Origin of the sequence: Mucilaginibacter angelicae, assembly GCF_042434235.1 — a bacterium.
Classification (GTDB): Bacteria; Bacteroidota; Bacteroidia; order Sphingobacteriales; family Sphingobacteriaceae; genus Mucilaginibacter; species Mucilaginibacter angelicae.
Genome location: NZ_JBHLTS010000069.1, coordinates 42,261 through 57,240 on the forward strand (window position 1 = coordinate 42,261; position 14,980 = coordinate 57,240).

At 41.6% G+C, this 14,980-nt stretch carries 7 protein-coding genes; all 7 read right to left on the reverse strand.

The annotated features are described in order from the left end of the window. Nucleotides 1-81: 81 nt before the first annotated feature. Complete coding sequence (locus ACFFGT_RS22145) at nt 82-2,448, reverse strand: ABC transporter permease (RefSeq protein ID WP_377024695.1); 2,367 nt, start codon at nt 2,446-2,448, stop codon at nt 82-84. A 124-nt stretch (nt 2,449-2,572) separates the two neighbouring features. Then, on the reverse strand, nt 2,573-4,957 hold the full coding sequence (locus ACFFGT_RS22150) for an ABC transporter permease (RefSeq protein WP_377024696.1): 2,385 nt from the start codon (nt 4,955-4,957) through the stop codon (nt 2,573-2,575). Nucleotides 4,958-5,045: 88 nt separating this feature from the next. Beyond that, nucleotides 5,046-7,412, reverse strand: coding sequence for an ABC transporter permease (locus tag ACFFGT_RS22155; protein WP_377024697.1), 2,367 nt, complete (start codon nt 7,410-7,412; stop codon nt 5,046-5,048). A 49-nt stretch (nt 7,413-7,461) separates the two neighbouring features. Continuing rightward, on the reverse strand, nt 7,462-9,855 hold the full coding sequence (locus ACFFGT_RS22160) for an ABC transporter permease (RefSeq protein ID WP_377024698.1): 2,394 nt from the start codon (nt 9,853-9,855) through the stop codon (nt 7,462-7,464). Nucleotides 9,856-9,916: 61 nt separating this feature from the next. Next, entirely contained in the window at nt 9,917-12,286 is a 2,370-nt protein-coding gene (locus tag ACFFGT_RS22165) for an ABC transporter permease (protein ID WP_377024699.1), read from the reverse strand. 195 nt (nt 12,287-12,481) lie between these two features. Further along, nucleotides 12,482-13,159, reverse strand: a complete 678-nt coding sequence (locus ACFFGT_RS22170; protein ID WP_377024700.1) for an ABC transporter ATP-binding protein — start codon at nt 13,157-13,159, stop codon at nt 12,482-12,484. A 131-nt stretch (nt 13,160-13,290) separates the two neighbouring features. Beyond that, entirely contained in the window at nt 13,291-14,547 is a 1,257-nt protein-coding gene (locus ACFFGT_RS22175) for an efflux RND transporter periplasmic adaptor subunit (protein WP_377024701.1), read from the reverse strand. Nucleotides 14,548-14,980 lie beyond the last annotated feature (433 nt).

A 14,980-nucleotide genomic window follows, 5' to 3' on the forward strand; every position in this document is an offset into this window, starting at 1 on the left:
CTTGAATAGCTGCAAATCAATTATAAAGCTCTGCCCGCGTTCACTAATGAACGAATGAGCTAATGAACCAATGAACAATTTTTATTCGTTCTTCAAACTTTTAACCGGGTTACTCAGCGCTGCTTTAATAGCCTGCCAGCTTACAGTGATCAGGCAAACTACTATACTGATACCGATGGTGGCTATAAATACCCAGATGCTTATATCTGTACGGTAAGTATAATGCCGCAGCCATTTGCTCATATTGTACCAGCTCAGTGCCGAACCGATGACAAAGGAAATAACTACGAGTATCAAAAACTCCTTCGACAGGTTGAACCACAAACTACTGATGCTTGCGCCAAGCACCTTGCGGATACTGATCTCTTTTTTACGCTGCTCGGCCGAGAACGAAGCCAAACCAAACAAGCCTAAGCAGGAAATGATGATGGCCAGTACGGTGAACGAGCTTGATAGTGTGCCTAATAATTTCTCGTTATCAAACTTATTGGCAAAGCTTTCATCAACAAACTTGTATTCAAAAGGATAATCAGCATTGTACTTTTTATAGATATTGCCTATAGTTGCCAGGCTTTTTGATACCGGCGCATCAGGGTTTAGGCGTATGCCAACTGCACTTGCCCATCCTTTATCAAAACCAATAATAGCAGGTTTTACAGGCTCATAAGGCGAGCCCCAAACAAAATCTTTTACAATGCCAACCACAGTACAGTTGCGGCCCTGCCATTTCACTATTTGCCCAAGCGGTTCTTTTAAACGCATCAGTTTAACAGCCGATTCGTTCATGATTAGCGACAGTGAATCGGCCATGCGGCCCGGTATATAATCGCGTCCTTTTACCAATTCAAGCTTATAGGTAGAAATAAAATGAAACGATGTAACGATCTGGTCAATAGGGATCTTGTCTTCGCCCGGCAATTGCCCCGGCCAGTTTATACCCCAGCTGCTGCTATAGTTATTTACGATACTCATCGAGGTTTCGGCAGCATCAACAGCCGCGCCCGAGTTAATAATATCAGCTCTGAAATTATCAAAATCTTTAACCAGGTTTCCCTCAAGGTTAACCTCTATTAAGCCGTTTTTCGAGTAACCTACCGGGCGGTTTTTAATATAGGTGATCTGCTTGTAGATCAAAATGCTCGACAGGATCAAACACGTTGCAAATACAAACTGAACAACCACCAGCACCTGCCTTGAATGCAGGGTTCTTTTACCAGTTTTGTTGATCCCCTTCAAAACCTTAACCGGTTTAAATGACGACAGAAACAGGGCGGGATAGCTGCCGGCCAGCACCCCTGTTAGCAGGGTTATCAGTATAGCAGCTGTCCAGGCCCAGGCATTGTTATAAGGGATGGTTAGCTGTTTGTTTATTACCTCGTTAAAATAGTTGAGGGTGGCTGTCATTAATAAAACCGCAACAATAAGCGAAAAAAAGGCAGTAAGTACGGATTCGCCTAAAAACTGCTGGATAATGGCTATTCTGCGAGCCCCTACCACCTTGCGGATCCCAACCTCACGCGAGCGGCGCTCCGAGCGCGCAGTTGAAAGGTTCATAAAATTGATGCAGGCTATCAGCAAAATGCCGATGGCCAGGAACATAAATAAGCGGACATATTCAATAGCGCCACCTGTATTTACACCATTTTTAAAGTCGCTGTGAAGATGCCACTTGGCAAATGGAAACAGAAATAATTGATTTTCTTTATTATGATCATCATAGCGTCCAATCAGTTTTCTTATTTCGGGATTAAGCTTATTAACATCGGCACCAGGTTTAAGCATTACATAAGTAAGAAATGAATAATTACCCCAGCCTGATGTTCTTACCCATTGGTTATCGGCTTCATAAAGCTTCCATGACATTAGTGCTTTAAATCTGAAGGTGGAATTTCTTGGCAAATCCTTATATACCGCGCTTACTTTTACCAATCGCGAACCATCTAACTTTATCGTTTGGCCAATTGGATTAGCATCCCCAAAAACGGCTTTAACTGCCGATTCGGACATGATGATAGACGACATATCCTTAAATGCATCTTTTTTGTTCCCTTTTACAAAATCAATCGTAAACATGTTCAAAAACGACTCATCGGCGGCTATTGTACTAACTTTTAGCGGTTTGTTTTTATAATTAAACAATCGATCCTGAGGCCCTGCTACCCGGGTAGCAGCCTCAACCTCCGGGTAATCTTTTTGCAACGCCCCAGCTACCTGTACAGGTGTGGCATCGCCGGTATTTATTTCTCCGTTTGATGGCTGAGTACGCATTACCTTATAAAGACGGTCTTTATTTTCCTGGAAACCATCGTAGGTAAATTCATTATAGACATACAACAGCAGCATAAAACTCACCGCCATGCCTACTCCCAAACCACCAATGTTAATGGCCGAATAAAGTTTGTTCTTAACTAAACTTCGCCATGCGATTTTTAAATAGTTCTTAAACATATCTATTGTTCATTAGTTCAATTGTTCATTAGTTCATTGGTACTTGTCTTTGTATGCAAATCATTCGCCGACCTTGTTCGCGTTCACTAATGAACCGATGAACAAGTGAACCAATGAACTTAAATTATTCTGATCTCAAACTCTTCACCGGATTCATCAACGCAGCTTTTATAGCCTGGAAACTTACTGTTGTGAAGGCTATAACAAGCGCCAGTACACCGGCAAAAACAAATATCCACCAGCTGATAGTTATTCGGTAAGCAAAATCCTGCAGCCAGTTGTGCATGGCAAACCAGGCTATAGGGAAGGCTATCAGCGATGAGATGAGCACCAATATCAAAAACTCTTTTGATAACATGTTAACAATACCTGATACTGATGCGCCCAGCACCTTGCGGATCCCGATTTCGCGCGTACGCTGAATAGTGCTGTATGATGCCAAACCAAGCAAACCGAGGCATGAAATAAATATGGCCAGCACTGCAAAATTCACGAAAAGGTTACCGAAAGTTACTTCGGATGCATATTGCTTGTTAAAGGTTTCATCAACAAAAACATAATTGAACGGCCTTTCAGGAGCTAAAGTTTTCCACCTGCTTTGGATGGCCGAGATAGTTGCGGGCACCTCTTTAGCTGCTATTTTTAAGGTAAAAGCCCCGGTACCGCGGGTGTTAATACGCATATTCAGAGGCTTAACAGTTTCCTGTAATGATTGAAAATGGAAATCTTTTAATACCCCTATGATCTTACCTGTACGTCCCCATTGCGAATAATTTCTGCCCACAGCGTCGGCTGGATTACGGTAGCCAAGGCTTTTGGCAGTGGCTTCGTTTATAACGATAGCCTGGGTGGTATCGGTGCCAAAGGCTTTTGAAAAGATCCGGCCGGCAGCCAGTTTCATCTCAAATTGCGGAATGAAATCGTAATCAATATCGTACATATTCATATTCATTTGCTGCATGGCACCAGCCTGGTTCTGAATTTCAGAATATGCCACACTATTGCCAAAGCCCGGGATAGCGCCCGATGCTGTAGCCCCTAAAACATTAGGAATTTTCTTCAGTTCGTTTTTGATGATCTCCTGCCTGCTTTGTATGGCCGAGTCACCGCTGAAATCAATGGTGAGCATCTGGTTTTTCTGGAACCCGAGCGATTGGTTACGCATAAAACTCAACTGGTTATAAACCACTATGGTGCCTATAATGAGCACTATAGATATGGTAAATTGTGTAACTACCAAGCCCTTACGCAGCAAAATACCTTTGGTTGATTTACTGAACCTGCCTTTTAATATGGTAACAGGTTTAAAGTTTGACAGCACCAGGGCCGGGTACAAGCCCGCGCATAAACCGATAATACAAGCAATCAAAAACAACTGAAACAGATAGCCATGATGAAAAATACTGTCACTGATCACTTTGCCGGCTAACTGGTTAAATAACGACAATAGCAAAAAGCTGAACAAAGCCGAAAACAGGAAGGAGATTAAACAGAGAATTACTGATTCGCTCAGGAACTGGATGGTAAGCTGCTGCTTCATGGCCCCGATCACCTTACGGATGCCAACCTCTTTGGCCCTTTCGGTAGCCCGGGCGGTAGTAAGGTTGATGAAATTGATACAGGCGATCAACAAAATAAATACCGCGATAATAGAGAAGATGCGCACATTGTACAGGTTACCTGATTCGGGCGCTCCGCGTTTTGATACCATGTAAACATCTTTCAGGGGTTCTAAAAAGAAAGAATAATCCATCCCCTGCTTTTTATCAGCAGCGGTATAGTGCCTGTCGACAAAAGCTTTCATACGTGATTGCAGTTTGTTGGCATCATAGCCTTTTGGCAACAGGATATAAGTAAAATTGCTAAAGTTGCCCCACTGGCTTAACCTGTCTTTGCTTTGTTTAGCAATAGTGGCAATAGATACCAGCATATCGAACTTAAAATGCGAGTTCGATGGTACATCTTTTATTACCGCAACTACACTTGCCGGGTTCTTCCCATCAAGAATAAGCGATTGACCAACAGGGTTTTCGCTACCGAAGTATTTTTTTGCCGCCTTTTCAGTTAGTATAACGGTATTGGGCAAAGAAAAAGCTTTATCTACATCCCCCTTAATTACAGGAAAGGTGAACATCTTAAATAACGACGGCTCGGCAAACAGCGCATTGTTTTCCTGGAATTTTGAATCGCCGCGCTGTATCAGGAACCCCGCACCAAAAATACGGGTATTGGCCTTGATCTCCGGGTAATCCTGTTGCAAAGCTGGCCCTATAGGTGCTATTGACGATCCCCAGTTTAAGGTTTCGGTTGGTGTTTTGATGTCAGATACTACCCGGTAGATCTGGTCGGACTTTTCATTAAAATTGTCGTAACTCAGCTCAAACTTTACATACATAAAGATCAGGAACGCAGCTGTCATCCCAACGGCCAATCCAATAATGTTGATCAGCGAAAAGCCCTTGTGCCGCCAAAGGTTCCTGAATGCGATTTTAATGTAGTTCTTTATCATGATATTGGTTCATTAGTTCACTTGTTCATTAGTTCATTGGTCTGCATAATTCTGCTGCAAACTAATTACACTGCTATTGCAAACTGAATCATTCGTCCCTCAAACTCTTCACCGGGTTTATCATGGCTGCTTTTATGGCCTGGTACGATATGGTTACGGCTGCTATGATAAATGATGATGTTATAGCGATAATGAAGATCCCGGGGCCGATGTTAATATGGTATGCAAAATTTTGCAGCCAGTTATGCATTACATAATACCCCAGCGGAGCAGCTATTGCAAAAGCTACTGCTATGAGGTAAATAAACTCTTTGGTAAATAAGGCTACTATACTTGCTACCGGTGCACCCAATACCTTGCGAATGCCAACTTCTTTAGTTCGTTGTGATGCTGCAAAGGCTATCAAACCGTATAAGCCCAAACAGCCTATAAATATGGCTATGTAGGAGAAAAGCTGAAATGCTACGTATACCTTTTGCTCCTGCTTGTAAAAATTAGCGATATGTTCATCAACAAACTGAAACTGGAAAACATTTTCGGGGTAAAGGGCCGACCATTGTTTGTTAATATAACTAATAGTTTGGCTCATATTGGCCGGCTGTATTTTAATACTCGCCATAAAAAACCTGTCCGGGTTATATTCCAACACGCATGAGCGGCGCTTTTTATGTTTTGATTCGCTTTGAAAATCTTTTACAACACCAACAATGGTTGCTTTTTGGTCGCCGTTTAGTGTTACGTGTTTGTTTAAAGCCAGCTGAGGATTTTGGATCCCCAGTTTTTGCATCATTGTTTCGTTGATGACAACCTTATGAGTAGTGTCTTTATCATTCTTTTTCCAAATTTTCTGCCCCGCAAGCATTTGCAGCCTGAACATATCCGTAAATTTTTCATCTATAGCCTTGAATTCGGTAACATCGTCTTTGGTGAGCCCAAGTTCGGCCGAAGAAAAACTGGTAAAGTTGCTGTTAAAACCAGGGGCTCCCGACGAGTAGCTGATTTCTTTAACACCAGGATAACCGGCTACCTGCTTGTTAAACACATCCCGCTTTTTCATATCGGGCAGGCCTACAGATATCACGGCTTCTTTATCAAAACCAAGGTCCTGGTTTTTAAAAAAGTCCATTTGCCGGGCCACGATCAATGTGCCTATAATCATGATTTGTGATATAGCAAACTGTCCTATCACCAACCCTTTACGTAGCGTAAGTTTTCCGCTGCCGCCTGCATTCTTATTTTTAAAGCTATCAATAGGCTGAAATGCCGATTGTACAAACGATGGATATAAACCCGCAAGCAGGATCACTGCCAAAGTAATAGCAGCTATCCAGCCCATTACTGCCGGCTGTAACAATTGCGAAGCATCGATATTGATGGACATCCACTCCCCTGCTTTCGACAGGAACAAGGCGCACAAGCCAACACCCAGCAACACCGAAAATAGAACCAGCACGGTGGTTTCGCCCAAAAACTGTTTGATCAATTGTGTACGGCTTGCGCCCAGCACCTTACGCATTCCTACTTCTTTTGCACGCTTAATGGCCTGGGCAGTGGCAAGATTGATGAAATTTATGCAGGCGGTAATGATGATAAGCAAAGCCACTCCAATTAAGGCATAATAAGTATCTTTTGAAGTTGGCGTAATGATGTTATTGATATAACGCTGATCAAAGTGAATGTCCTTTAAAGGCTGAAAAGGTAAGACCGCAGCTTTGGCAATATCGGCACCCCAGTTCTTTTTGATAAAAGCAGGCATTTTGCTGTTTAACTTTTGAATGGAATAGTTTTTTGGCAAAACTATGTATGCATAACTGCCGCCCATAATAGCCCAAAAGTTGCCCATAACCCCCTTTAAGTTTTTTTCGATGCTGTTTAAGGAGATCAGGAATGAAAACGGCAGACTTGTATTTGCAGGTTGATCTTTAATGATGCCCGTTACTTTTGCATTCAGCTGATTTTCAAAGTTGATGAGCTGTCCCATGGCATCAGCCTTACCAAAGTACTTTTTGGCAACGCTTTCGGTAAGTACAACACTGTTTGGCTCCTTAAGAGCTGTATTAGGGTCGCCGGCCAGCCATTGGTAATCAAAAACCTTATCTATCTGGGCATCGCCAAAGGCAACATTGTGTTCGTTATAGCGGTTCTCTCCTATCTTGATCATGGCATCGCCCTGGTAAAAAACCTGGGTGGTTTGTTCCAGTTCAGGAAAATCAATCCGCATGGCAGGAATAACGGCCATGGATACATTGGAGTTAAAATCAAGCGCGTGCAGGGTTACCCGGTAAGTACGGTCGGCCTTGCTGTTGTAGCTGTCATAGCCAAGCTCATTCCTCACGATCAGAAAAATCACCAGGCAAGCCGCCACTCCCAGCGTAAGCCCGAAAATATTCAGGAAGGCGTAACTCAAGTTACGGCGGATATTCCTGAAAGCAATAACTACATAACTCTTTAACATGACGATTTATTTAAATCCTGAATACTAACACAATCGGCCTAACCTCCAATCACTCTGATCTTAAACTCTTCACCGGATTAGCCAAAGCCGCTTTAACCGACTGGAAACTGATTGTTATAAAAGCAACCACTATCGCCGCTCCACCTGCCCCGGCAATAACCCACCACTGTATGTTTATCCGATAGGCAAAACCCTGCAGCCATTTATCCATAAAATAATAGGCTACCGGAGATGCTATTACAAAGGCAATGAATACCAGTATTAAAAACTCTTTTGATAACAAAGCAGTGATATTGGCAACCGAAGCACCAAGCACTTTACGAATCCCGATCTCCTTTTTGCGCCTCAATACTACAAAAGCTGCAAGGCTTAACAAACCAAGGCACGAAATAAGCATAGCTAAGCCGCCAATGATGGCAATCATGCTTCCGGCCTGTCTTTCGGAATGATATACTTCATTAAAATGATCATCAATAAACTGGTAATCAAACCTATTGTCGCCACTTATACCATTAAATACTTTCTGTATATCCTTTAATGTCTGGCTAACATCAGTACCCGAAACCTTAACATATAAATTGGTTTGCCAATAAGGTATATAATCCATACTGCCAACAATAAGCGGCTCAATGGTTTTGTGTAAACTACTGTAATTAAAATCTTTTACAACGCCAATAATTCTGCCGGGTGGTAATGATGTTATGTTGATAGGCTTACCAACAGGATCAGCATAGCCTATTTGTTTGGCCAGGGTTTGATTGATAATATATTCATTTTGCTGATCCTTACTAAAGGCCCGGCCGGCTATCATCTTCATGTCGAAAAAACTGATATAATTAATACCAGCATTCTCCATGTTTACGGTGATTTTTTTTGCTTCGCCGTTTGGTGCAATAAAGTCGATACCAAATAATGAGCCATTGCCACCCATTTCCATAAAACCATTGGTGATGTCTTTAACTCCTTTTACTTTAGCAATTTCTGCTTTAAGTACCGGCATCTTTTTTGCCAGCTGCAAATCCATTGGCAATTTTATAACCTGACTATAAGAATAGCCAAGATCGCGCTGCTGCATATATTTTAGCTGCTTAAGTATCACCATTAAACTGATCATGAATACAACGGCAATGGCAAACTGACCGGTAACCAGGATATTACGCAACGATGATTTTGAACCACCCAATAACACCTTTGTTTTTAAAGCTTCACCGGTGTTAGCTCTTGATATGAACCAGGCCGGATAAATACCAGCCAGTAATGTAGTTCCTATCAGTATACCTGCAAAAACAACAACCATAGAGCCGTGATAAATACTTTCTGAAGTAAGCTCCCTATCAAGTAGTTTATTTAATAATGGCAAAAAGATAGTAATAAGCAAGAGCGCTGATATCAGCGATAATAGTACCGAAAAGAAGGTTTCGATAAGCACCTGGAAAACTACATGAAAACGCCTTGCACCTACAATTTTTTTAATGGCTACTTCTTTACCACGATAGCCCGCAATGGCTGTAGTAAGATTAACAAAGTTTACACAGGCAATTAGAAAAACAGCAATAGCTATTACTATAAATATATTCAGGTATTTACCATCTATCTTTTTATAGTTAAGCTCATCATAGCTGATATTAACAGAGCCGGTATGGATACGGTTTAAGGGTTGTAAGGTAAAATCAATAAATTTGCTCTTGGCATGAATGGTTTTTGTCAACCTGTTTTCAAGTAAGCCTATATTTTTGTTATTGGATATTCTCAAATAAGTTGGCCCCATTAAAACATTATAATTTGTACCCAAAAAGCTATTTAAAAAATCCTTTGGGAACGGCACCAGTGCATTAACCTGTAAGTGGGAGTTTTTAGGCATATCGGCAATTACATTGCTTACTGTAAAATTAGTTACTGTAGTATCAGCGGTGTGTAATTGAATGGTTTTATTCAATGCGGGCTCATTGCCAAAAAGCTTACGTGCGAGACTGACGGTAAGCACAATTGTATTTTGATCGCGGGTAAACTTATTTCTCTCGCCCTCAATAATAACCGGGTTAAACATGCTGGTAAAGGTGGTATCGGTACAAGCCAGCTTATCGGCTTTTATCTTTTTACCCTGGTACTCCATAGTTACCGATGGATAAACAAGTGGTACTGCAGGAAAAACACGGGTATAGCTATCTATCTCATTATTATTAGCCTTAAGAAATGGCGCAACCGGCGGACCAACAATTGCGGCCGTTGATGGTGCCGTGCCATCGTAATGCATATATTCATTAAGGCGATAAACCTTATCCGCATTGGGTACAAAGTTATCAAAGCTTCTTTCGTTATTAACAAACAAACCAATAAGCACACAGGCCGCAATGCCAACAGCAAGGCCCAAAATGTTTACAAAAGCATAGGCTTTGTTTTTGAGTAAATTTCGATAAGCCGTTTTAAAATAAATTTTAAACATCCTGGTTTACTGGTTAATTGGTATAAACTTTCTCCTGCTGTCGCTACAACTCTATCTGCATTTATTCTGATCGTAGACTTTTAACCGGGTTAGCCAGCGCTGCTTTAATAGCCTGAAAGCTTATGGTCACAAAAGCGATTAACACAGCCGCTCCACCGGCTACAGCTATCAGCCACCAATGCAGTTCGGCACGGTAAGCGTAGTCCATCAGCCATTTATTCATGGCATACCAGGCTATGGGCGATGCTATAACAATAGCTATCAGCACAAGGATCAAAAAGTCGCGCGATAGCATGGCAGTGATATTGGCTACACTGGCACCCAAAACTTTACGGATCCCTATTTCTTTATTTTTAACCTGAGCGGTATAAGTAGCAAGGCCAAATAAACCCAGGCATGAAATAAATATGGCAATACCTGCAAATATGTTGAACAGCGTAGCAGTATGCTGTTCTGTTTTATACATGTCGTTATAAGTATCTTCTAAAAAATTATAATCATAAGGGAAAGCTGAGTTGTACTGTTTCCAGTATTTTTCAACCAGCTTAATGGCAGCGGGGGCATCCTTGCCTGTGGTTTTAATGTACATTTGCCATGAGCTTGGCCTGTAGGCAAATATGGCAGGCTCAATGGTTTGTTTCAGCGATGCAAAGTGAAAATCTTTAATCACACCTATAATGGTACCATTAAGGTCATGCAATTTAAACCGCTTGCCTATAGGATCTTTGATCCCTGCCAGTTTTACCGCGGTTTCATTCAATATAAAATGAGCAGTATCTGATTTAGAACCTGTAAAACCGGTACCAGCCGCAAATTTCAGCTTAAACATGCCTACGAAGTCTTTATCGATATCAAAGGGATGGATGATCATGCTTACATCGGGTGCTTTGCCATCCCAGTCGGTATCACCTGTGCTGCTGCCGCTGCTTACCACGCTATTGTTTCCGGTGCTGATTCCTGTTATTTCGGTATGGCTTAGCAAATCGGCTTTAATGGCCTCATAATGATCCTGCATGGCGCGCATAGGTACTGCAAAAACATGCTCTTTATCGTATCCTAATTGTACGGAGTGAATATATTGTAACTGACGGTTGATGATAAGTGTACCGATGATCAATCCGATAGAAAAAGCAAACTGGCATATTACCAGCACTTTCCTTAATGTTCCCTTACCTGCACCTGATATTTTACCTTTAAGTGCGTTGATAGGCTTAAATGATGAAAGCAGCATGGCCGGGTATATACTTGATGCAACAAGCGTTGCAATAATAGTTAAAACGATAACCTGCCATACATTGGCATTGAACAGGTCGAAGTGCATTTGCTTGCCGGCAACACTGTTGTACACAGGCATCACGGCGTAAATAAGCGCGAAGGCGAGCACTAAAGCCATCGCGAAGCATAAAACAGTTTCAACAATAAACTGCATAAAAAGCTGGCTCCTTTCGGCGCCGATAATTTTGCGTACGCTTACTTCTTTTGAGCGCAGCATTGCACGGGCGGTTGAAAGGTTGATGTAGTTGATACAGGCAATAAGCAGGATCAGTACCGCAACAATGGAGAAAACGCGCACAATCTGAATCCCGGCCGATGTACCGTCAGGATTATATAAATGGATATCGCTTAAAGGCTGAAGCTGGAAAACACCATCGGTAGGTTTAATGCCTGCCTGGTTTTTCATATGGATCTGGGTAAGTTTATCGCCAATGGCTTTTATTGAAGCATCCGGCCTTACCTGTAAAAAGGTAGTTGTGTAGTAATTACCCCAATCCTCATCCATTGATCTCCAGTAACCTTTACCATCATACTGTTTCCGTTTTACATTCATGGAGAATAACATATCCCCTGTAATACTTGAGTTAGCCGGAAAATCGGCCAGTACACCTGATACGGTATATGGATCTTTACTATCACCCATAATGGTTTTACCAACGGGGTTTTCATTGCCAAAATACTTTTTGGCTGTACTTTCGGTTATAATAACCGATTGATCATTTGGGAAAGGTGTTTTGGCATTTCCCTTTAGCAATTTATAATCAAATAGCTTAAAAAAAGCATCGTCAACAAACGATAGCTTGCCGTATTCTTCTTTAAGCAACTTGTCTTTATATCTGAAAACAGAATAATCATAGCTGGTTACCACTCTAACGGCACTAATTACTCCCGGAACTTCTTTTAACGCAAATACGGCTACCGGAGCCGATACACCACCCCAAACCTGTTTACTTGCACCTGTACCAATGGAGGCGTTAACCTTGTAAATCTGGTCGGCTTTGGTATTGAAGCGGTCGTAACTTAATTCGTCCTGCACCCAAATTAAAATAAGCATACCAACGGCCAGGCCAATGGTAAGGCCAACAATGTTTAAGGCGCTGTAAAACTTAGTATTAATTAAGTTTCGCCATGCGGTTTTCAGGTAATTTTTGAACATAGGGGTAGCTGTTTAATAACAAAAACTCTCTAACATGCCCTTCCCCACATTTGCGGGAAAGGGCAGCAGAGGCACTTTATTAACTTATCTATAAACTGATTTCGGGGGCGGTGGTCTAAGTCCGGAGTCGAAAGTTTTAAGTCGAAAGTCTTTCCTTACTATTAACCATAAACTATCAACTATGAACTCAACAAACTACACCATGATATTTTCCATAACGGTTTGACCGTCAAGCAGGCGTATAATGCGATGACTGTAACGGGCATCATGCTCAGAGTGGGTAACCATGATAATGGTAGTTCCCTGTTCATTCAAATCGGTAAGCAGTTCCATTACATCGTTACCGTTACTGCTGTCAAGGTTACCGGTGGGCTCATCCGCAAGGATCAGCTTTGGTTTGTTAACAACCGCACGGGCAATAGCCACACGCTGTTGCTGACCACCTGATAACTGCTGCGGATAGTGGTTACGGCGGTGCATGATCTGCATTTTGTCTAACACCTCTTCTACCCTTTTAACGCGCTCTGAAGCAGCTACACCTGTGTAGATCAATGGGAGCTCAACGTTTTCAAACACGGTAAGCTCATCAATAAGGTTAAAGCTCTGGAACACGAAACCGATGTTGTGCTTACGCAGATCGGCGCGTTTACGCTCGTTAAAATGAGCTACTTCAACTTCATTGAAAACATAGCTGCCCGCATCCGGATCATCAAGCATCCCCAGGATGTTAAGCAAAGTTGATTTACCACAACCAGAGGGGCCCATGATGGCCACAAACTCGCCGGTTGCTACTTCCATCGACAGCTTGTTTAACGCGATGGTTTCTACCTCTTCGGTACGGTAGAATTTCTCAAGACTAGAAATTTTTATCATTGGTGCCTCCGTTATTCATCCCGCATTTACAGCGGTTTGATTTGATTTTTTGTTTATTTTAATTTATTAATTAGTTCGGTTTATATTATATATGACGCTTAAACAGTACCCGGCGTTGCAACCGGGTTAAGTTATTTTTTCAGTACAAGTTCCTGAATATCACCATAGGTTTCATAGCTTGAGGTAATAACCTTATCACCCGGATTTAAGCCTTCTGTCACCACGTAATAATCAGGGCTCTGGCGTCCAAGCTGGATGTTTACCTTGTAAGCTTTTGAACCATCCTCACTCACTTTAAAGATCCAGTTACCGCCTGTTTGCTGAAAGAAACCACCCTTAGGTACAAGCACTGCCTGCATTTGATCGCTCAGCGCCAGCCTCACCTGCAGGGTTTGTCCTTTGCGGATCCCTGTAGGTACTTTACCCACAAATTGCATATCAACCTGGAAACTACCTGTTGTTTTAACTTGGGTATATACCTTTTTAATAACCAGGTTATATGTTTGATCGGCAAACTGAAAATCGCCTTTTAAGCCGGTGTAAATGCGTGACAGGTAATGCTCGTCAATATCAACCCTTACTTTAAAACCCGATTGCACGTCAATTTGCCCCAAGTGTTCACCTTTATTTTTGCTCTGGCCCACCTCGGCATCCATCGAGGTTAACTGGCCGGCGGTAGTGGCCCTTAATACTAAACCAGCCACCTTTTTCCGCATCAGATCAAGCGTGGTTTTCATATGGGCATATTGCTCTTGTGATTGCGATGCCTGTTGTTTAACCAGCGAAGTATCCTGTGTAAGGATCTGTTTGGCTAATTTATATCTGTTAACCTGGTAATCGTAAGTATTTTTTGCCGATTGATATTCCTGTAAACCGATTGCTTTTTGATCATAAAGATGCTTATCCAGCTTGTAGATCCTTTCAGCTTCTTTATAGGCATTCTCCACGTCGGCCATAGTGTTCAGCTTGCTGATGGTATTTTGCTGGGCATTATTGCGCGAGATCTGCATCTGTGTTTGTTCGGCATAAACAGCCGTTTCCTGGTTGGCCAGGTTAAGTTCAAGGTCGGTATTTGACATTCTAAGAATGGGATCGCCTTTTTTGAGGGTAGCACCGTCTTCAACATATTTTTCTTCAACAACACCGCCTTCTGATGCATCAAGAAATATAGTAGTCAGCGGCATAACCACACCGTTAACCGGTATAAACTCCTGGAAAGGGCCTTTAGTAATAGTACTTATAGTTAAGCGTTCAGTATCAACATCAAGCTTACTTTTACCCGATGTAAGATAAATACTGCCGCCAATTAGTAAAATAACGCCTGTAATACCTGCAATTGTAAGTATCTTCTTGCTGTTCCAGGTCTTTTTCTCAATTTTTCTGTCCACTGTAGTTTTATAATATTTTGAAATGTTATAACAAAAAGATATGCCACAAATTAAAATACTGTTTTTCAGTAGTTTAAACACAAATTATAGTATTGAAGCGTACGCTTCTGTTACATCAGGTGTACGGTATTGATACAGTATATTTTTACGCATTTATAGTGCTTTGCGGGCAAATACAGGTTAGCACTTCATTGTGAAGCGTTTATATAATATATGATATAAAATGCGAGCATTTAGCATAAAAATTGTAACAGATGGTATCATTAGTGAGTCTTTAATTTATTGTTCATAATGGATGGTTCATGGCGTATAGTTCATGGTTCATGGCAAGGATGCTAAAGTTTATTTCGGCAGCTTCGATAAAGCGACTACAATTTACTTTAAATTTATAACTTTTGTTAAATTGACATCCTCAATTTAATATGCGCTGTCA

Bases quoted from the DNA above. Each gene is read 5' to 3' on its own strand.
- ACFFGT_RS22145 (WP_377024695.1), bottom strand. From the start codon at position 2,448: ATGTTTAAGAACTATTTAAAAATCGCATGGCGAAGTTTAGTTAAGAAC.
- ACFFGT_RS22150 (WP_377024696.1), bottom strand. From the start codon at position 4,957: ATGATAAAGAACTACATTAAAATCGCATTCAGGAACCTTTGGCGGCAC.
- ACFFGT_RS22155 (WP_377024697.1), bottom strand. From the start codon at position 7,412: ATGTTAAAGAGTTATGTAGTTATTGCTTTCAGGAATATCCGCCGTAAC.
- ACFFGT_RS22160 (WP_377024698.1), bottom strand. From the start codon at position 9,855: ATGTTTAAAATTTATTTTAAAACGGCTTATCGAAATTTACTCAAAAAC.
- ACFFGT_RS22165 (WP_377024699.1), bottom strand. From the start codon at position 12,286: ATGTTCAAAAATTACCTGAAAACCGCATGGCGAAACTTAATTAATACT.
- ACFFGT_RS22170 (WP_377024700.1), bottom strand. From the start codon at position 13,159: ATGATAAAAATTTCTAGTCTTGAGAAATTCTACCGTACCGAAGAGGTA.